Origin of the sequence: Sphaerisporangium dianthi (assembly GCF_042654065.1) — a bacterium.
Classification (GTDB): domain Bacteria; phylum Actinomycetota; class Actinomycetes; order Streptosporangiales; family Streptosporangiaceae; genus Sphaerisporangium; species Sphaerisporangium dianthi.
Genome location: NZ_JBHSFP010000031.1, coordinates 72,136 through 89,834, shown reverse-complemented (window position 1 = coordinate 89,834; position 17,699 = coordinate 72,136). Strand labels below are relative to the sequence as shown.

Here is a 17,699-nt window from a genome sequence, read left to right as displayed (position 1 = left end):
ATCATCCGCGTGGAGGACCCGGATGCCGGCCTGCTCTTCGCAGACTTCGAGACGGCGGTCACAGTTCCAGCCACCCGAGGCTCTCGCTTCCCCTCGAAACGCGAGAGCCACCAGGAGCTTGGGAGCGCCGCGTGCATGAGACCTGCGACGTCACCATCGTCGGTGGTGGAGTCATCGGCTGCGCGATCGCTGATCGCCTGTGCACCGAGGGTCTACAGGTGATCATCGTCGAAGCCGGCGACAAACTGGGTGACGGAGCCTCGTCGTCGGCCATGGGCGGGATCATCTCCGAGACCGACGATTCATGTTTCACGCCGCTCGGAGAGATCACCCGGCACAGCCGCCGTCTGTATCCGGCGTGGCTACGGGAGATCGAGGAACGCTCCGGCGTCCCCGTGCCCTTGCTCCGGACCGGGGCGATCCAGGTGGCGCTCGACGCCGAGGAGATGCGGCGCCTGGAGACGCGGGTCTTCCCGCGCTGGGCGGCCACCGGATCCGACGTCCGCCGCCTCGGCAGGGACGAACTGCTGAAGCGCGAACCGCTTCTCAGTCCCCAGGTCCGCGGAGGCTACCTGCTGCCGTCCGAGCCGGCGCTGGAACCGGTGACGCTGATGTCCTCGCTGTCGTCCGCGTTGCGCCTGCACCGCGAGGCCCGCGTCAAGACGGGTTCCCGCGCCGTCGCGGTCCGGCCGGACGCGGGCGGCGCGGTCGTCGTGCTGGACAACGGCGTGACCCTCCGGTCGGCCGCGGCCGTGATAGCCGGAGGCCATCTGAGCGGCGCGCTCATCCCGCGGCTCGCCCGTTTCCTGTTCCCGGTGAAGGGCGAGGCGATGGAGGTCCGCCCGCCGGACCACCGGCACGCCTATCCGCTCCGGCATCACGTCTACTCGATCGTCGACCTCGGAGGCTCACGGTGCCCGGCCTACGCCGTGCCCAGGATCAGCGGCCGGCTGAGCGCCGGAGTGAGCTACGACGTCGGAGTCTCGGTGCCCCGCCCGACCCTCGCCAACCAGGCGATGATCCGCAGAGGACTCGCCGCCCTGATTCCCGCGGCGGCCCGGTGGCCGGCGATCAGGCACTGCGCCGGGATACGGCCGGCCACCGCCGACGACCTCCCGCTCGTCGGCCCGGCCGACGCGGACGGCCGGGTCGTCCTGGCCACCGGACACCACGGCCTCGGGATCACGCTCGCGCCGGCGACCGCCGAGATGGTGAGCGCCGTGCTCGGCACGACCCCCATGACCCCTCGGCTCCGGCGTCACCTGGCCGTCTGCGGTCCCGGCAGGTTCATGCGCGGCGGCGCCTCCGGAGCGGCCACCGGCCTTGACTAGCCGAGCGGCGCCGCCAGCTCCCACAGTTCCTCGAAGGTCTTCTTCCGGTCCGCGATGTGCGGGTCGTCGAGCACCAGACGGGTGTTCACGATCAGCGAGCCCAGGTTGTCCCCCACCCAGGAGGTCGGAGTGACCTCATAGCTGACCGCGTCGTCGAAGATGATGAAGTCGAAGATGGAGCTGCGCAGAGCCGTGGGGATGGTCAGCAGTTCAAGGACGCGGACGTCGATGCTGATCTCCTCCTGCCAGTGGTACTGGCGGCGGAAGACCTCGGCCTGCAGCCTGTCGGAACGATCCAGGATGAAGATCCTGCGCACCCGCACGCCGCGCTGAACAAGGTCGCGCTGGATGCGCAGATAACGCTGACCGAGGTCGGTGACCCAGAATCCCCCCTCGACATCGGAGGAACCCGCGTCCACCGTCGTCAGGCTTATCGCGTCGATGGACGAGCGGGTGTTGGTGGCCAGCCCCAGCAGCCATTCACGATCCTCGCCTTCGTGAATGACATTGCCCTCGCCCAGTTCCCGGAAGAACCGCGACATCCTCTCGATCTCGGCCTGCGCGAAGTCGTGGATGAGCTCGGGGGTCTCCGGCCCCAGTTGGGTGGCGTTGCGCACCAGTTGCGTCACCACGTCGGTCCGGAAGGCGGAGGACTCGACCAGGCCGAACAGCTCGGTGGCCTCGCTGATCCGCGAGAACCCCGAGCGGACGAGCGCCTCGATGGTGCCGTGGTGCCGGCGCTGCTCGTCGCGGACCGCCTGAAGCTGCGTGTCCACCTCGACGAGGTACTGGATGACGTACACGACGCCGCCCAGGAAGGTGGACAGGATGACGCTGTAGATCGGCTGGTCGACGATGATGTTGGTGAGGCCGAACGTGATGCTGCCGGTCAGGACCGTAACGATGATCTTACGGAGGGCTTTTGACGTTACCTCCGCACTCGGCCCGCCGAGGGCTCTTCCGTTCATCTGAGTCTCTCCGGTCCCGAGCCATCAGGCTCAGAAGAGATAGCGTGTTGGACGCGACCTGGTCACGGATTCTGTCGACGGACGACCGCCACTGCCGGCCGAAGCCGGGCTTGCGCTCGAGCTGCTCCCAGAAGTGCAGGACCGAGTCGTCCATCCGAGCCGCCGGCATCCACAGGTGCAGCAGATGGTCGATGGCGGGAGCCAACCGCGCGGCCACCTCGGCCGGCGGCGCGCTTCCGATGAAGGCGCGTTCGGTGAGCGCGTCCACGGTGGTGAGCAGCCAGTCGTGCAGCGCGAGATCCTCGCAGAACGCCACGACGGCGTTCGCCGGATCACCCGCGAGCCGCAGCGTTCGCACGGTGTCGTTGACGAGAACGAGGTGGATGTCGAGTGCGTCTTCCTCCTTCGTTGCGATCACCCATCGGAGCCGGGTGCGGGCGGCGCGGAACGGCGCCTGACGGTCGAGATGGGGCGAGGCCTGCACGGCGTCCATCAGCCGCTCGCTTATCGCGCCGAAGTCCAGGCGGCCGTGGGGCACGGCGGGGGCGGAGAAGCCTGCGGCCAGGTCCGCCCAGCGGGGCCTGCCGAGCACCTCGACCACGCCGGGCGTGGCGAGATAATGCGACCACGGCATGCGGCGGTTGACGGCGGAGGGCGCCAGTCGCGCGTAGGAGGAGGTCTGCAGGACCCGGCCCCCGGTGATGGCGGCGTGGGACACGACGGTGCCGACCCCGCGCACCCGCGCCCCGGAGGCCGTTGCCAGCGCGCAGTCGACGCCGGTCAGAACGTCGGGAGAGTCGGCGCGGGGGATGGGGCGGCGCGAGGTGAGCACACGTTCTCCGGCCATCAGGTTCAGCACGTCCTCGCAGGCGGGCAGCGAGATCTGCACGGTGTTCTGCAGCAGGCCGGTCCGGACCTCGCCCATCATCAGCACGTGGTCTTCCGGGACCCAGGCCGGGAGCACTTCCGGCTCACAGGAAGACATAGGAGATTCGGTCCACCAGTTCGTCCGCCGGCGGTATTCCCTCCGCGCCGCTGCGGGCGGCCACCTGACGCCGCACCTCCCCGTCCACCGCGATCTGGCTCAGGATCGTGCGGACGGCCAACTCGATGGGCAGGAAGCGGATGGGCAGTATGGAGAGGGTCTGGTAGGCGCTGAACGGGTGCGCGGCCTCGTTCAGACGCGTCACCGGCGCGAGCGCGTCCCACTCGTCCAGGTAGGGCGTCGCGGCCGGGCTCGGGGAGAGGACCTCCGCGCCGTGGGACCGCAGCATGCCCAGCCGGAGCAGCTGCCAGACCGAGGCCAAGAACGCGCATGACCACGTCCTTTCGCCCTTCTCGTCCAGGTCCCACAGCTCCACGTCCACGAAGACGGAATGGCGGCGCGCGGCGTTCTGGACAGGGTGCCGCCATGCCGGGGCCGCGCCCATCGCCTCGGTGAGGTCCGGCTCGGGCGAGCGCTGCCCGTTGCACAGCCACCCGGTCTCGGTGACGGGAGGCCGGGACCCGTCGGTGTCCGGGGCGGGGTCGACGACCAGCCGGTCTTCGACCAGCTTCGCCGGCTCGACCTCGCCGGCTCGCGCGCAGGCCGACTCGCGGGCCAGGTAGTCGATGGTCAGCCCGCTCGCCGCCGCGGCCTCGATCACCATGGGAACGATCTCGCCCGGCGTGCTGAACCGGGTGAAGTAGTCGTCGATCAGGAAGCAGGTGCTGATCCTGGGCGTGCCCTGGGCGGGGAACAGGCCCTCACGCGTATGACGCACGGCGTCCACCCAGGGGCCCACCCGGCGGAACCGGGCGGCGATGGCCTCGAAGCCCTGCTCGAAGTCCTCCATGTAGAGATGACCCAGCTCGATCGAGAGGTGGGACAGTTGCGTCGAGACCACGCGACGCTGGGCGGCGAGCTCGCCGAAGACCGCTCCTGCCGACATCAGAGGCCCTCCCAGGCGCTGTCATCGACGATCTTCTTGGCCAGCTCGTCGAAGGCCTCGACGGTTCTGGCGTTGGCTATCTGTGTCGCCCACACGTCTTCGTCCGAGATGAGCTGCTCCCTCCACTGCAGCACCGGGTCCAGCGGCACCTTGCCGAGCATGACGGTGCGGCCGACACGGTGTTTCCTCGCCAGTTCTTGCAGTTCGCGGTTGCAGTCGCCCAGCCAGGCGAGCTGGGTCGGCCGCAGGGGGGAAAGCTCGGGGGCGTCCGGCTCGACCACGGCCGTGCGGACGAACCGGATGCGGTCGGTCAGGGCGGACCGCTCGTGACCGCGCTCGACCCCCACTTCCAGCAGCCCTCGCGGGCCGTACACGAGGCCGGCCGCGGCGATGATGTGCTGGCGGGTCCACCGGTGGAAGACCAGCCATCGGAACGGGGTCGCGGCGAGCTCGGGCTGAGCGGTCGCCGCCAGTACCATGTGGGCGGCGTAGGATCGGCCCGCGCTGAGGTCGACCAGGCACAGGTCGAACTCCTCCCGCAGGCGCGTGAACAGCCTGACGCATCGCCCGACGACGTCGGGCTTGATGGGGAACTCGCCGCCGCCGACGTCCCCGGGCAGGAAGACCAGCCGGCCCGCGCCGGCCGGCTTGGCGCGCAGCCCTTCGCGGTCCGACTCGGTCCACACGTCGATGCGGTGGGGTTCGGGGGCTTTGTTCAGAAGGTACGAATGCAGCCCTCCGAGGTCGGTGCCGCGGTCCGCGGAGCCGACGTTGAAGATCGCCCCGACCGTGGGGGACCCGAAGTCGAAGTCGAGGTAGCAGACGTCGTTGCCCTGCAGGGCCCGGCGGTAGACGATGTTGGTCCCGGTGACCGACCTGCCGGTCCCGCCCTTGTCCGATATGGCGAATACGAGCATCATCAGGTCGCCTCCGCCGCGTTCTCGCGTGCGGCGGCGAGCATCTCGAGATCTCGGAGAGCCTCGCTGATCAGCGCCACCGCGCTACCCGGCCTCTCTCTGAGGATGCCGCGGGCCCGCTGGAGGCGGGCTTGGGTGCTGCCCAGCTTCGGCTGTATCGCCTGTCCCGAGCTCACGGCCCAGATGAGCAGTTCCTGGTCGTAGAGGTGTTCGGCCTCGATCAGCATCTCGGAGGCGATGTCGGCCAGGAGCGGGCTGCGTAACGGCGCCCCCTCGCTGTTCTTGGCCGCCGACACCAGAAATTCCACGACACGCACGGTGAAGTACCACGAGGGCTCCTCGTGTTTGTGCTTGACATCGTCGAAGACGTTCGCCGGCTGGTCCCACAGCCCGTCGGCGGCGCCGTCGCCGCAGCGGCGCGCCAGGATGTGCTGCCAGATCTCGTCGGCGAGGGACTGGAGGCGCTCGCGCATGTGGGCGCTCTGCGCGAGGGACGCGACGGTGATCGTGCGCTTCAGGAGGGTGACGGCGAAGTCGGAGACGACCCAGTCGAGGCGCGGCCCGAGCTCGTCGCTGCCGTCCAGCACGAAACGGACTCCTGGGGCGTGCATCTTGACCGGCGGGTCGCCGGCGATGGCCCGCCTGGTGATCCGGCCGCGCATGGCCAGCTCTTCCAGGACGCTGGCCACCCTGCCGAGCCGGGCGTCGCTCACCTGCCCGCGCAGGAGGTTCTGCACGACCATGGCGGTCACCAGGAGGCTGAAATAGTCGGACTCCACCTCGTCGGTGGTGCGCCAGGGAATGTCCTCCAGCGGCCAGCGCCCCCGGCCGTACAGAGCGATGGCCGACCAGTATGCCTGGGTGAGGTCCCAGCGGCGCTGGAGGGCCTGGGCGAGCTGCATCTGGTCGTCGTTCAGCAGGCCGAGCACGCGGGTGCGCTCGGAGAACAGGTCGGTGATGCTGGTCAGCGCGATGACGGTGAAGTACAGGTAAGGAGCATTGAGCGCGACGCCGTCCGGCTGCCGCCCGACGTCCAGCGGCGTTTCGATGAGCGGCGCGTCCTTGGCGATGCCCCACGTCCAGCCGCACTCGAACAGCAGATTGGGGTTGTCGAGGTCGACCTGGCCGGACCCGATGGTGAGGTCGCGCAGGCCGGCCCTGACCCCTTGCAGCCGCCGCTGCAGATCTTCCACGACCCGGCGCTGGGGGGCGCCGGTCTGGTTCACGGCACGGATGAGCGTGCGCCCGGCGGGAGAGCCAAGGTCGAAGACGTTGACGGTAAAGCTGCGCAGGAGGCCGACCATGGCGGCCGACAGCCTCTTGCTCGCCTGCTCCTCCACCTTGGCGATCTGCCGCAGAAGGTCCTCCCGGCGAACGCTTCTGCGGAAGACCTTGATGAAACCGAGTGTCCCCAGCATCAGGGTGACCGACATGGAGAAGGAATCGACCACGTCGAGGGCGAGTTGTTCCTTCGTCATGTCTTGGGCGGGATCGCTCGACGTGAAATAGCTGCCGCCCGAGAAGATCGGGCGTTGCAGATCATCGGTGTAATTGTCGAGGTATTCGCTGATCACTCGCAGGAGAAGCTTGGGGATCTCGACGCTGTCGCCGAGTGCGGCGAGCGACTCGAGAACGTCCTCCGACGTCTCATCGGGGACATCCAGCCGGAAACCGGCCAATTCGGATGCGGGGAACAGGAGGCACAGAAGTTGTTCGGTATCCGAGATGGAACATGTGCCGTCCCGGCCTCCCCATGTCCACCGACCTTCACGCAGCGCCGCCCTGGCGACCGCCTCCCATACCTCGAGAAGCTGCTGCCGAGACTTCAGTTTCATAGGCGCCCCTGCCTCCCGCGGGTCGCGCGAGCTACTCCCGTAGTATGCCGCGCGCTAGAATCATCCCGCTATACCCCGTACGCAATGACCCGTCACTTTCAATATGCCGTACCGAGGTGCCGGTCGCGCGATCTTTCAGCATCTTGCGAAGGTCATCCTCTTCTATCGCGACGGCGGGGTACCGATACTTCCCGACGGTGTAGCCCTGAGAGTTCTCCATAGAGGCGATGACAAACGGCGCGCCCGGCCGCAAAGCGCCCAGAAAACATTGGACCGCGCTTTCGAACTCCCCTTCGTCTCCGGTCAGCGATTCGGCGGCGAAGAACATCGTTCCCGCGTCCCACTGTTGCGGCGGAAGCTCGAAGATGCTGCTCCGGCACACCCTGGCGCGCGCCTTCAGCGTCTTGCGCGGGTCGTCCACGCCACCGTAGAGACCCTTCTCGCAGAGGACCTCCCAGAAGGCGTCCCAGGTCCGCGAGTACCCGAGACCGCGGCCGGTCAGCACCTTGAGCGCCGCGTCGAGGAAGCCGGAGTATCCGCGGAGTTCCCGCCGGAGCCACACGACGTTGGACTCGGAGTACTCCCACATCGTGATCTCATCGCAAAGCGGCAGCAACGCCAGAGCAGGGTAAAGATTGGCGCCCGTCCCCACGTCCAGACCCTTGAGCCCCGACCTGTCGCCGAACGAGCTGAAGAAGTCGCGAACCTCGCCCAGGATGGCCCGGTCGTCGTCCCGTATCGTCCGGTAGTTGTGCCGGTAATACGACTGCGAGTCGAACTCGTCCCACGGGAAGTCGCTGTTATGCCCGGCCGCACCGGTCCCGACTTCTGGATCAGCATGCATGGCGGTACTACGCTGCCTTTTCTCATGAACGACACGATCGGGCGAGACGGCTCCGCCGTGCCAGGGAGAACCCCTGTCACGCGGAGAGCCGTGGCCTCGAACGACCGCGTCCCAGGCGCAGTGGCTCCAGGGCGCCCTCGGAGCCGCCGGCTGTCGCCACATCTTATTCATGCGCCATGGGTATCAGCGCAAGAACCGCCGCACAGAAATAAGAAAAAGGCGCCGCCCATAAAACCCGACATGGACCTTGAACGTGGCAATAGTACGCCACTTGGATTCTAGCCTACAGGAACTAGCTCAGTCGATAAACCCCTATAAATCACGCATCTCCCCCATTGTCTGGAGGTAGGCGTCGCGGAGGCGGGAGCGGGAGAGCTTGCCGGTGGGAGTGCGGGGCAGCTCGTCGCGGTACTCGACGACGCGGGGGTGCTTGAACCGGGCGATGCGCGGCGCGCAGTGGGTCAGCAGCTCGGCGGTGAGCGCGGGGCCGGTGGGCGTGCCGGGAGCCGGCTGGACGAGGGCGACGGCCTTCTGCCCCCACTCCTCGTCCGGGACGCCGATCACGGCCACGTCGGCGACGGCGGGATGCTCCAGCAGGGCCGCCTCGACCTCGGCCGGGTAGATGTTCACCCCTCCCGAGATGATCAGGTCTGTGCGGCGGTCGCACAGGAACAGGTAGCCGTCCTCGTCCAGGTGGCCGATGTCGCCGGGGGCGTACCATTCGCCGCGCTTGCCGGCGGCGGTCCGCGCGGGGTCGTTGCGGTAGTGGAAGGAGCCCACGGAGGACCTGACGTAGATCATGCCGGGCCGGCCGGCGGGCAGGTCGCCGCCGTCCTCGTCCAGGATCCGGACCTCGAACGTGGGCGCGGGACGGCCGACGGTGCCGGGCCTGGCCAGCCACTCGCGCGGCTTGACGGCGAAGGCGATGGCGGACTCGGTCGAGCCGTAGTACTCGTACAGCACCGGCCCCCACCAGTCCATGATCGCCTTCTTGACGGCGACCGGGCAGGCGGCGCCCGTGTGGACGACCTGCCGCAGCGAGGACAGGTCGTACCGCTCCTTGACCTCGGCGGGCAGCCGGAGCATGCGGTGGAACATCGTGGGCACCATCATCGCGTTGGTCACCCGGTGGCGTTCGATCAGCTCCAGGATGGCGACCGGGTCGAACCTCGGGGCGATGACCACGGTGTGTCCGAGGTGGAGGGCGATCTGCGTGTGCGCGCACGGCGCCGAGTGGTACATCGGCGAGGTGACCAGGTGGACCTCGTCGCCCGGCCGCAGGTCGCAGACCTCGCCCACGAACCATCTGGTGCCCGGCCAGGACTCCTCGGGCGCGGAGCCGGGCAGCGCCCGCTGCACACCCTTGGGGAACCCGGTGGTGCCGGAGGTGTACCACATGACCGACCCGCTCGACCGGTCCTCCGGCGCCCCCGCCGGCCGGCCCTGGGCGAGGCCCGCGTACCCGGCGAAGGTCGCCTCCGCCGGGATCTCCGCCGCGGCGCAGGCGTCCTTGACGGTGGCCGGGAGGGCGCCGTCGCCGGTGTCTCCGTACACGACGACGCGGGCGTCGCAGTCGCGCAGGATGTAGGCGATCTCGGCGGCGGTCAGATGCCAGTTGACCGGCACGTAGTACAGGCCGATCTGCCCGGTCGCCAGGAGCATGACCACCGGGTCGACGCCGTTGGGCAGCACGCCCGCCACCACCTCCCCCCTGACCAGCCCGCGCGCCCTGAGCCCGTGCGACACCTGGTCGACGCGGGCGAGCAGCTCGCCGTAGGTGGTGACGGCGCCGCCGGGGCCGACGACCGCCTCGCGACCGGGGTCGGCGCCGGCGATGGCATAGAAGCCCGGAAGGTCACTGATGTCCATGGGCGCTCCTCGTCGCGGGGATGGTCGAGGCGTGAGGCCGATTCATGTACTCCGTCCCCCGACCGCACGGTCTCCGAACCCGCGCGGCCGGTCGTACAGAACATCGCTCGGTCCGAGGGGACGCCGCAGACAGATCACCCCGCCGGCGCGGCGACGGTGAGCGAAACGTCCAGCCCGGTTTTGCCCCGGCGGCGCGGACGGGCACGATGCGGTGACGTGAGCGACAGCAACCTTCCCCGCGACCTCTCCCCCTCCCATGACCTTCTGGACGGCCGCACGTTCGTCATGGTCAGCTCGACGGCGAGCGAGGTGGACGCCGACGAGCCCACGCGGTTCCGCTACGAGGAGGCGAACGGCGTCATCTGGGGCGGCTACACCGGCGACACCGTCGTCCAGGGCCGGTTCGTCGGCACCAGGGACGGCGACCTGATCGAACTCACCTACGCCCACGCGCTGAAGTCCGGCGCCAGGGCGACGGGACGCAGCACCAGCCGCATCGAGACCCTGCCCGACGGGCGCCTGCGCCTGGTGGAGGAGTTCGCCTTCGACGGCGACGACACCCCGCAGGTCAGCGTCTGCGAAGAGGTGGGAACGGCCTGAGCGAGCCCCTCTTTCGTCAGGTGTCCTTGTGGAGGTGGGCGCGGCCCTCGGCGGCGCCGACGAAGCGCATCTTGCCGAGGGGCACGTTCGACGGGGGCTGCGGGGCCGGGTCGGCGGCCGGCGGCCGGCGAGGGGCCTGACGCGAGCGGCCGTCGGAGGGCAGCACGTAGGGCCGCTTGAGCACCTCGTCCAGGATGAAGACGGTCTCGGTGGCCTTCACCGCGGGGATGCTCGCCAGCCGTTCGGTGACCAGCGCGTGCACGGAGGCGACGTCGGGCATCCTGACCTGGATCATCGCGTCGTGCTGGCCGGTGGTGATCGCGCAGTACTCCACCTCGGGCATCTGCGCGAGCTGGGCGCGGAACTGCTTCCACATCTGCTGGCGCACGGTCACGAAGACCAGCGCGGTGATGCCGAGCCCGGCGCGCACGTGGTCGACCTCGGCGGTGAACCTCTTGATCACCCCGTCGGCGCGCAGCGCCTCGAACCGGGTGTAGGCGCTCGCCCGGGAGATCCCGACCCGCTCCGCCAGCGCCGCCACCGAGATGCGGCCGTTCTCCCGCAGCACCTCAAGGATCTTCATGTGGACGGCGTCCAGCTGGAGTCCGATGCCGATCCGTCCAGGGACCCCGGTCCCGGACGATGGCGGGCCTGACATTTCGGTCATACATCGTCCCCATGTGCTCTATCCGTCTCGGCCCACTGCCATGAGCTGGACGTTTTACCGGACAATCCTGGACCACACGCTAACAATCGTCTACATAGCCCAATTCCGGAGGACACAGAATGGCGACCCGCTCGCGGCGCCGTACGGCATGGCAGGCGAGGGCGGCTCTGCTGCCGGTCCTGCTCACCGGCGCGCTCTCCCTCGCCGCCTGCTCCGGTGGCAGCACGTCCACCACGTCGCCGCAGGGCGGCGGCAGCACGAGCAAGACCCTGGTGATGGACGCGTCCTTCACCCTCAAGACCGCCGACCCCGGCCGCAACTACGAGCCGACCGGCCTGATCGTCGGCAAGGCGCTCTACGACACCCTGCTGACCTTCGAGGGCTCGGACGTCACCAAGCCGGTCCCCTCGCTCGCCGAGTCCTTCGAGCAGTCCCCGGACGGCAAGACCCTGACGCTGAAGCTGCGCCAGGGCGCCACGTTCTCCGACGGCTCCCCCATCACGGCCGACGACGTCGTGTTCTCCCTCAACCGCGTCCGCGACCTGAAGGGCAACCCGTCCTTCCTGCTGGACGGCGTCGAGGTGGCCAAGACGGACGCGACGACGGTCACGATGACCTCCAAGACGCCGCGGCCCGAGCTGCCGTTCATCCTCCCCAACCCGGCGCTGGGCATCCTGAACTCCAAGGTCGTCAAGGAGCACGGCGGCACGGCCGACTCCTCCGACAAGGCCGAGCAGTACCTCAACGGCGCCTCCGCCGGGTCGGGGCCCTACGAGCTGGAGTCCTTCAACACCTCCTCGCAGGTCGTGCTGAAGGCCAACGCGAAGTACTGGGGCCCGGACAAGCCCACCTACACCAAGGTGGTCATCCGCAACGTCGAGTCGGCCACCCAGAAGCTGAACGTCCAGCGGGGTGACAGCCAGATCGCGCTGGACCTGTCCGGCGACCAGATCAAGGGCGTCAGCGGGAACTTCCAGACCCTCAAGACCGCCTCGGCGAACGTCGTGTTCCTGCTGGCCAACCAGGACCCCGGCGTCAGCAAGGCGACCGTCAACCCCAAGATCGTCGAGGCCGTCCGCAAGGGCGTCGACTACCAGGGCCTGCTGGAGCTGGCCGGCGAGGGCTCGGTGCAGGCGCCGGGGGTCATCCCGACGATGCTGCTGGGCGCGCTGCCCGCCGACCAGGCCGTCAAGCGGGACGTCGAGGGCGCCAAGGCGGCCGTGGCGGCGAGCGGGGTGAGCAACCCGTCGGTCAAGCTGGAGTACCCGAGCGACCTCACCCTGCAGGGCCTGTCGTTCCAGCCGTTCGCCGAGCGCATCCAGGCCAACCTCAAGGAGGTCGGCATCACCGTCGAGCTGGCCCCCGCGCCGGTGGCGACGGCGCTGGACAACTACCGCAACGGCAAGGAGGAACTGGGCCTTTGGTACTGGGGCCCGGACTACCCGGACCCGACCGACTACCTGGCCTTCCTGCCCGGCAAGACGGTCGGCCTGCGCGCCGGCTGGAAGGCGGGGGCCGACAAGGACCTCGAGTCCCTCGGCGACAAGGCGGCCTCCACGATCGGCGACGACACGCGAAAGCAGCTCTACACCGACATCCAGAACAAGCTGAACGCCTCCGGGCCGTTCATCCCGCTGATCCAGCCGAGCCAGAACATCGTGACGGCGGCCTCGGTCACCGGGCTCCAGTTCCACCCGGTGTGGACGGTCGATGTCGCGGCCCTCGGCGCCAAGTGAGGACCCGGCGGGCGGCGCGGCGACCGGCCGCGCCGCCCGTCCGGGCGGCACGCGGGCCGCGGGCGGCGGCCCCGGCGCGACCGACGGCGGTCCTGCCATGAGCGACGGCGCTCCGGGCACGAGCGACGGCGGCCGGCGGCGGACGTCCGGCAGGGGGCACCGGCGGCATCCGCTGGCGCGGTTCCTGGCGCGCAGGATCGCGGTCGCGGTGCTGCTCGGATTCGGGATCACGCTGGTCACCTTCGTCCTGACCAACCTGGTGCCCGGCGACCCGGTGACGGCCAACCTCGGCCAGCGGGCGCTCGGGGACCCGGCGATCGTCGCGCAGTTCCGCGCCGAGCACGGCCTGGACAAGCCGCTGCCGGCGCAGTACCTGACCTACCTCGGCGGCCTGGTCCAGGGCGACCTCGGCATGAGCCAGCAGAGCCACCGTCCCGTGCTGGACGACCTGGCGGAGTTCGTGCCGTCCACGATCGAGCTGGCCGGCGGCGCCATCCTGATCTCGCTGGTGGCGGGGGTCGCGTTCGGCGTCGTCGCCGCGCTGCGCCGCGACCGGCTGTCGGACCAGGTGCTGCGCGTGGTGAGCCTGGTCGGCATCTCGGTGCCGACCTTCTGGCTGGCCCTGGTGGCGTTCTACGTGTTCTTCTTCCGGTTGCAGATCACCCCGGGCAGCGGCAGGATCGCGCCCGACATGGGCGCGCCGCCGGCGGTCACCGGCCTGTACACGGTCGACGCCGCCCTCGCGGGCCAGTGGGAGGTGTTCTCCTCCGCCGTGGGGCACCTGATCACCCCGGCGCTGGTGCTGGCCGCCTACACCATCGGCCTGCTCACCCGCTTCACGCGGTCGGCGGTGCTGGAGGTGCTCGGGCAGGACTACGTGCGCGCCGCGCGGGCCAAGGGCCTGCCCGGACGGGTGATCCTGTTCCGGTACGTGCTGCGGTCGGCGCTGGTGCCGATCATCACGGTCGCCGGCCTGGCGTTCGGCAGCCTGCTGTCCGGCACGGTGCTGGTGGAGTCGGTCTTCGCCCGGCCCGGCATCGGCCAGTACGCCTACAAGAGCGCCACGACCCTCGACCTGCCCGCCGTCATGGGCGTCGGCCTGGTGGTCGGCTTCGTGTACGTCCTGATCAACCTGGTGGTCGACGTCCTGTACGGGATCATCGACCCGAGAGTGAGGCTGTCGTGATCGCCCGCGTCCGCCGCGGAGGGGGGCCGGCGTGAGGATCCTTCCGGGCGCGCCGGACAGGAAGGGCGTCCTTTCTCGCCTGCCGGAGGCGTGGCGGCAGCCGCTCGCCGTGGTGGGCGGGGTGGTCGCGCTCGCCTGGCTGGTCATCGCCGTGGCGGCCCCGCTGCTCGCGCCGCACGACCCGCTGGCCCAGGACCTGCCCCGGCTGGCCTCCCCCGGCCCGGGCCACTGGTTCGGCACCGACCAGCTCGGCCGCGACATCCTGTCCCGCATCATGTACGGCGCGCGGGTGTCCATCCCGCTGACGCTGCTGCTGGTGGTGCTGTCGCTGCTGATCGGCGGCGCCCTCGGGGCCTGCGCCGGATATTTCGGCAGATGGGTCGGCGAGGGGATCATGCGGCTGGCCGACCTGGTCTTCGCCTTCCCCACCGTGATCCTCGCCATGGTCGTCGCCGCGGCCCTCGGCGCCAGCCTCACCAACGCGGTGCTCGCCGTGCTGGTCGTGGCCTGGCCCGCCTACGCCCGCGTGACGCGCGGCCTGGTGCTCGGCATGCGCGAACGCGAGTTCGTGCTCAGCGGCCGGCTGCTCGGCTTCTCCGCCTGGCGATCCCTGCGGGTGGACGTGCTGCCCAACGTGACCGGGCCCATCCTGGTCCTCGCGACGCTGGACATCGGCACCGCGCTGCTGCTGCTGTCGGGCCTGTCCTTCCTCGGGCTCGGGGCCAAGCCGCCCTCCTCCGAGTGGGGGGCGATGGTCGCCTCCGGCGTCGAGGTCTTCGACAGCTGGTGGGTCGCGACCTTCCCGGGCCTCGCCATCCTGACCGTGGTGCTCGCCTTCAACTTCCTGGGCGACACGCTCCGCGACGCCCTGGACCCGCGCACCGCCCGCGCCATCAAGGAGCGTGCGCTGTGACCGTGAACGACCCGCGGGACGCCTCGCCGGTGCTGAGCGTCGAAGGGCTGACCGTCTCGATCGGCGGGCACGAGATCCTGCGCGGGGTCGACCTGACCCTGCGCCCCGGACGCGTGCACGGCCTGGCCGGCGAGAGCGGCTCGGGCAAGACGATGACCGGGCTCGCCGCGCTCGGCCTGCTGCCGCACGGCGCCCGTACGGGCGGCCGCGTCGAGCTGGACGGGCGCGACCTGCTCGGCCTGGCGCAGCGCGACCTGAACGCCGTGCGGGGACGCGACATCGCCATGGTGTTCCAGGACCCGGCGACCAGCCTGCACCCGATGCTGACCGTCGGCCGCCAGATCACCGAGCACATGCGCCACCACCTGCGCATCGGCAAGGCCGAGGCGCGGGCGCGGGCGGTCGAGCTGCTCGGGAAGGTGCGCATCCCCGGACCGGCCGCGGCGGCCGACCGCTACCCGCACCAGTTCTCCGGAGGCATGCGCCAGCGCATCGCGATCGCGATCGCCCTGGCCTGCGGCCCGAAGGTGCTGATCGCCGACGAGCCGACCACCGCGCTGGACGTGACCGTCCAGGCGGGCGTGCTGCGTCTGATCAGGAGCCTGTGCGACGACCTCGGGCTCGCCGTGCTGCTGGTGACGCACGATCTCGGCGTCATGTCGGCGGTCGCCGACGAGGTCAGCGTCATGCGGGAGGGCCTGGTCCTGGAGACCGGGCCGCGCGGCCGGGTGCTGCGCGAGCCGGAGCATCCCTACACCCGTGCGCTTCTGGACGCGCTGCCGAGGGAGGGCGCGGCCGCCGGGCCGCGCGACCCGGCGCAGGGGCCGGCGAGCGAACCCGTGCCACCCGGCGAAGCGCCGGACACCTCGCCGAGGGAGGGCTCATGAGCCTGCTGACCGTGCGGGACCTGGTCGTCGACCACCGGACGCCCGGAAGGCCGGCCGTGCGCGCGGTCGCGGGGGCCAGCCTGGACGTGGCGGCCGGCGAGGTCGTCGGCCTGGTCGGGGAGTCCGGCTGCGGCAAGTCCACCCTGGCCCGCGCCGTCTGCGGGCTGGTCCCGGCGGGCGGCGGCGCCGTCGCGTTCCAGGACGGCCCGGTCACGCCGCTCGGCCTGCGCCGCAGGGACCCCGCGCTCACCAAGATCCAGATGGTGTTCCAGGACCCGTACGCCTCGCTCAACCCCCGGCGGCGGGTGGGCGCGCAGATCGCCGACGGCCTGGCGGCGGCCGGCGACCGCGAGACCACTCCGGCCGACATGCTGGAACGCGTGGGCCTGCCCGGCCACATGGCCGGGCGCTACCCGCACGAGTTCTCCGGGGGGCAGCGCCAGCGCATCGCGATCGCCCGCGCCCTGGCGGCCCGCCCCTCGCTGCTGATCGGCGACGAGCCGATCTCGGCGCTGGACGCCTCCGCGCAGGCGCAGGTGGCGACGCTGATGCGCAACCTCGCGGTCGAGTCGGGCGCGGGACTGCTGTTCATCAGCCACGACCTGTCGGTGGTCCGGCTGATCGCCGACCGCATCGCGGTGATGTACCTGGGGAAGATCGTGGAGACCGGGCCGACCGCCGAGGTCTGGGCCGAGCCCCGCCACCCCTACACCCAGGCGCTGCTGAGGGCCATCCCGGAGCCGGACGGTCTCGGCAGGCTGCCCGCGGAACTGCCCGGGGACGTGCCCGACCCGGCCGACCCGCCGTCCGGATGCCGCTTCCATCCGCGGTGCCCGGTGGCGATGGAGGTGTGCGCGGACAAGGAGCCCGCGTTCGGGCCGGTGGCCTGCTGGCTGCATCCGCCCGCATGACCGGGGAGGTCATCGCGGCCGTCCACGCGCGGATGTCGGAGGCGGGCCTGGACGCGCTGGTTCTGCGCCCCTCGCCCGACCTGCGGTACGTCGCCGGGCACGACGCCTCGGGGTTCCTCGTGCTGGTGCCCGGCCTGCCGCCCGGCTTCGCCTCCGACGCCGCCGAGGCCGCCGCGCTCATCCCCGCCTCGGCGTCGCGGGTGGGCGTGGACGCGCAGATGCGGGCGCACGAGCTGTTCGTGCTGCGCGTGGACGCCGACCTGGTGCTGGCCTCGGCCGTGCTCGATCCGCTGCGGATGCGCAAGCGCCCCGCGGAGGTGGCCGCGATCGAACGGGCGGCGGCGGCCGCCGACCGCGTCCTCGCGGCGGCGCGCACGCTGTCGTGGTTCGGCGCCACGGAGGAGGGCATGGCCGGCCGGCTCCGCGCGGAGGCGGGGGACGCGGGGCACGTCTCGGTGGTGGTGGCGGCCGGGGAGAACACGGCGCGGCCCCGGCACGCGCCGTCCGGACGCGTGATCAACCCCGGCGACGCGGTGACCGTGCGGGTCACCGCCCGGTCGGGCGGATACCACGCGCACGCCGCCCGCGCCTTCTTCGTGGCCGAGCCGCCGGAGGACTTCGAGGCGCTGTACGCGGTGCTGCTGTCGGCTCACGACGCCGCCGCGGAGGCCGTGCGGCCGGGCGCGACGGCCGCCGAGGTTGACGCCGCCGCCTGGACCGTGCTGGACGAGAGCGGCTACGGGCCCCACGTCACGCGGGGAACGGGCCAGGGCGTCGGCCTGGAACCGCGCGAGGGACCCTGGCTCACCGCCGCCGACCGCACGGTGCTCACCGCCGGCATGACCATGACGATCGAGCCCGCGATCCATGTGCCGGACCTTTACGGAGCCCGGCTCGGAGATGTAGTGGAATGCACAGGAACCGGGGGGCGGACGATGAACCAGGCACCCCATACGCTGCATGTCCTTGATCCATAGTTTGTGCCATCTTGCCCTTTCGCTGCCCTGACCTCGAATGATGCGGATTTAGGGTGATCACGAGGCGGACAGGGGGGCGCGGTGAGGCTCTGGCGCGACTGGTCCGTACGGACCAGGCTGACATGGG

16 protein-coding genes are annotated in these 17,699 nt (G+C 70.5%); 8 read left to right on the top strand and 8 right to left on the bottom strand.

Annotation, left to right across the window (positions count from 1 at the left end; translation table 11 throughout):
* Positions 1-131: 131 nt before the first annotated feature.
* Positions 132-1,331, top strand: a complete 1,200-nt coding sequence (locus tag ACFO60_RS32275; protein ID WP_380848082.1) for an NAD(P)/FAD-dependent oxidoreductase — start codon at positions 132-134, stop codon at positions 1,329-1,331.
* Here ACFO60_RS32275 and ACFO60_RS32270 read toward each other — a convergent pair.
* The 7 genes from ACFO60_RS32270 to ACFO60_RS32240 form a co-directional block, all read right to left on the bottom strand.
* A complete protein-coding gene (locus ACFO60_RS32270; protein ID WP_380848080.1) occupies positions 1,328-2,299 on the bottom strand; it encodes a hypothetical protein in 972 nt (323 codons plus the stop codon). The genes ACFO60_RS32275 and ACFO60_RS32270 overlap by 4 nt on opposite strands.
* Positions 2,241-3,284: an SCO2521 family protein gene (locus ACFO60_RS32265; RefSeq protein WP_380848077.1), complete on the bottom strand. Its 1,044-nt coding sequence runs from the start codon at positions 3,282-3,284 to the stop codon at positions 2,241-2,243. The genes ACFO60_RS32270 and ACFO60_RS32265 overlap by 59 nt, the downstream gene beginning before the upstream one ends.
* Positions 3,271-4,230, bottom strand: coding sequence for an SCO2522 family protein (locus ACFO60_RS32260; protein WP_380848074.1), 960 nt, complete (start codon positions 4,228-4,230; stop codon positions 3,271-3,273). The genes ACFO60_RS32265 and ACFO60_RS32260 overlap by 14 nt, the downstream gene beginning before the upstream one ends.
* Positions 4,230-5,150 carry an SCO2523 family variant P-loop protein gene (locus ACFO60_RS32255; protein WP_380848071.1) on the bottom strand — a complete coding sequence of 307 codons (921 nt, stop codon included), beginning with the start codon at positions 5,148-5,150 and terminating at the stop codon, positions 4,230-4,232. Before ACFO60_RS32255 ends, ACFO60_RS32260 begins: the two co-directional genes overlap by 1 nt.
* Positions 5,150-6,982, bottom strand: coding sequence for an SCO2524 family protein (locus ACFO60_RS32250; RefSeq protein ID WP_380848069.1), 1,833 nt, complete (start codon positions 6,980-6,982; stop codon positions 5,150-5,152). Before ACFO60_RS32250 ends, ACFO60_RS32255 begins: the two co-directional genes overlap by 1 nt.
* A gap of 31 nt (positions 6,983-7,013) precedes the next feature.
* Positions 7,014-7,826 (bottom strand): SCO2525 family SAM-dependent methyltransferase, encoded by an 813-nt coding sequence (locus tag ACFO60_RS32245; protein WP_380848066.1) that lies wholly within the window; start codon positions 7,824-7,826, stop codon positions 7,014-7,016.
* A gap of 312 nt (positions 7,827-8,138) precedes the next feature.
* Complete coding sequence (locus ACFO60_RS32240; protein WP_380848064.1) at positions 8,139-9,695, bottom strand: AMP-binding protein; 1,557 nt, start codon at positions 9,693-9,695, stop codon at positions 8,139-8,141.
* Positions 9,696-9,911: 216 nt separating this feature from the next.
* Between ACFO60_RS32240 and ACFO60_RS32235 the strand changes: the two genes are divergently transcribed.
* A complete protein-coding gene (locus ACFO60_RS32235) occupies positions 9,912-10,295 on the top strand; it encodes an avidin-fold protein (RefSeq protein ID WP_380848061.1) in 384 nt (127 codons plus the stop codon).
* Positions 10,296-10,311: 16 nt separating this feature from the next.
* On the opposite strand, the gene ACFO60_RS32230 is transcribed toward ACFO60_RS32235, so the two are convergent.
* Complete coding sequence (locus ACFO60_RS32230) at positions 10,312-10,962, bottom strand: Lrp/AsnC family transcriptional regulator (protein WP_380848058.1); 651 nt, start codon at positions 10,960-10,962, stop codon at positions 10,312-10,314.
* Between the two features lie 119 nt (positions 10,963-11,081).
* Here ACFO60_RS32230 and ACFO60_RS32225 point away from each other — a divergent pair, with 119 nt between their 5' ends.
* The 6 genes from ACFO60_RS32225 to ACFO60_RS32200 are packed head-to-tail and all read left to right on the top strand — an operon-like array spanning position 11,082 to position 17,572.
* Entirely contained in the window at positions 11,082-12,698 is a 1,617-nt protein-coding gene (locus ACFO60_RS32225; RefSeq protein ID WP_380848055.1) for an ABC transporter substrate-binding protein, read from the top strand.
* On the top strand, positions 12,673-13,884 hold the full coding sequence (locus tag ACFO60_RS32220) for an ABC transporter permease (RefSeq protein ID WP_380848052.1): 1,212 nt from the start codon (positions 12,673-12,675) through the stop codon (positions 13,882-13,884). Before ACFO60_RS32225 ends, ACFO60_RS32220 begins: the two co-directional genes overlap by 26 nt.
* A gap of 31 nt (positions 13,885-13,915) precedes the next feature.
* Complete coding sequence (locus tag ACFO60_RS32215; protein WP_380848049.1) at positions 13,916-14,797, top strand: ABC transporter permease; 882 nt, start codon at positions 13,916-13,918, stop codon at positions 14,795-14,797.
* On the top strand, positions 14,794-15,684 hold the full coding sequence (locus ACFO60_RS32210) for an ABC transporter ATP-binding protein (RefSeq protein WP_380848046.1): 891 nt from the start codon (positions 14,794-14,796) through the stop codon (positions 15,682-15,684). The genes ACFO60_RS32215 and ACFO60_RS32210 overlap by 4 nt, the downstream gene beginning before the upstream one ends.
* Positions 15,681-16,595 (top strand): ABC transporter ATP-binding protein, encoded by a 915-nt coding sequence (locus ACFO60_RS32205; RefSeq protein WP_380848043.1) that lies wholly within the window; start codon positions 15,681-15,683, stop codon positions 16,593-16,595. The genes ACFO60_RS32210 and ACFO60_RS32205 overlap by 4 nt, the downstream gene beginning before the upstream one ends.
* Positions 16,592-17,572, top strand: coding sequence for a M24 family metallopeptidase (locus tag ACFO60_RS32200; protein WP_380848040.1), 981 nt, complete (start codon positions 16,592-16,594; stop codon positions 17,570-17,572). The genes ACFO60_RS32205 and ACFO60_RS32200 overlap by 4 nt, the downstream gene beginning before the upstream one ends.
* The last annotated feature ends 127 nt before the right edge of the window (positions 17,573-17,699 follow it).

What these genes read in the sequence shown, in the direction of transcription:
- ACFO60_RS32270 (WP_380848080.1), bottom strand. Translation starts at nt 2,299, where the DNA reads ATGAACGGAAGAGCCCTCGGCGGGCCGAGTGCGGAGGTAACGTCAAAA.
- ACFO60_RS32265 (WP_380848077.1), bottom strand. Translation starts at nt 3,284, where the DNA reads ATGTCTTCCTGTGAGCCGGAAGTGCTCCCGGCCTGGGTCCCGGAAGAC.
- ACFO60_RS32260 (WP_380848074.1), bottom strand. Translation starts at nt 4,230, where the DNA reads ATGTCGGCAGGAGCGGTCTTCGGCGAGCTCGCCGCCCAGCGTCGCGTG.
- ACFO60_RS32255 (WP_380848071.1), bottom strand. Translation starts at nt 5,150, where the DNA reads ATGATGCTCGTATTCGCCATATCGGACAAGGGCGGGACCGGCAGGTCG.
- ACFO60_RS32250 (WP_380848069.1), bottom strand. Translation starts at nt 6,982, where the DNA reads ATGAAACTGAAGTCTCGGCAGCAGCTTCTCGAGGTATGGGAGGCGGTC.
- ACFO60_RS32245 (WP_380848066.1), bottom strand. Translation starts at nt 7,826, where the DNA reads ATGCATGCTGATCCAGAAGTCGGGACCGGTGCGGCCGGGCATAACAGC.
- ACFO60_RS32240 (WP_380848064.1), bottom strand. Translation starts at nt 9,695, where the DNA reads ATGGACATCAGTGACCTTCCGGGCTTCTATGCCATCGCCGGCGCCGAC.
- ACFO60_RS32230 (WP_380848058.1), bottom strand. Translation starts at nt 10,962, where the DNA reads ATGACCGAAATGTCAGGCCCGCCATCGTCCGGGACCGGGGTCCCTGGA.
- ACFO60_RS32225 (WP_380848055.1), top strand. Translation starts at nt 11,082, where the DNA reads ATGGCGACCCGCTCGCGGCGCCGTACGGCATGGCAGGCGAGGGCGGCT.
- ACFO60_RS32220 (WP_380848052.1), top strand. Translation starts at nt 12,673, where the DNA reads ATGTCGCGGCCCTCGGCGCCAAGTGAGGACCCGGCGGGCGGCGCGGCG.
- ACFO60_RS32205 (WP_380848043.1), top strand. Translation starts at nt 15,681, where the DNA reads ATGAGCCTGCTGACCGTGCGGGACCTGGTCGTCGACCACCGGACGCCC.
- ACFO60_RS32200 (WP_380848040.1), top strand. Translation starts at nt 16,592, where the DNA reads ATGACCGGGGAGGTCATCGCGGCCGTCCACGCGCGGATGTCGGAGGCG.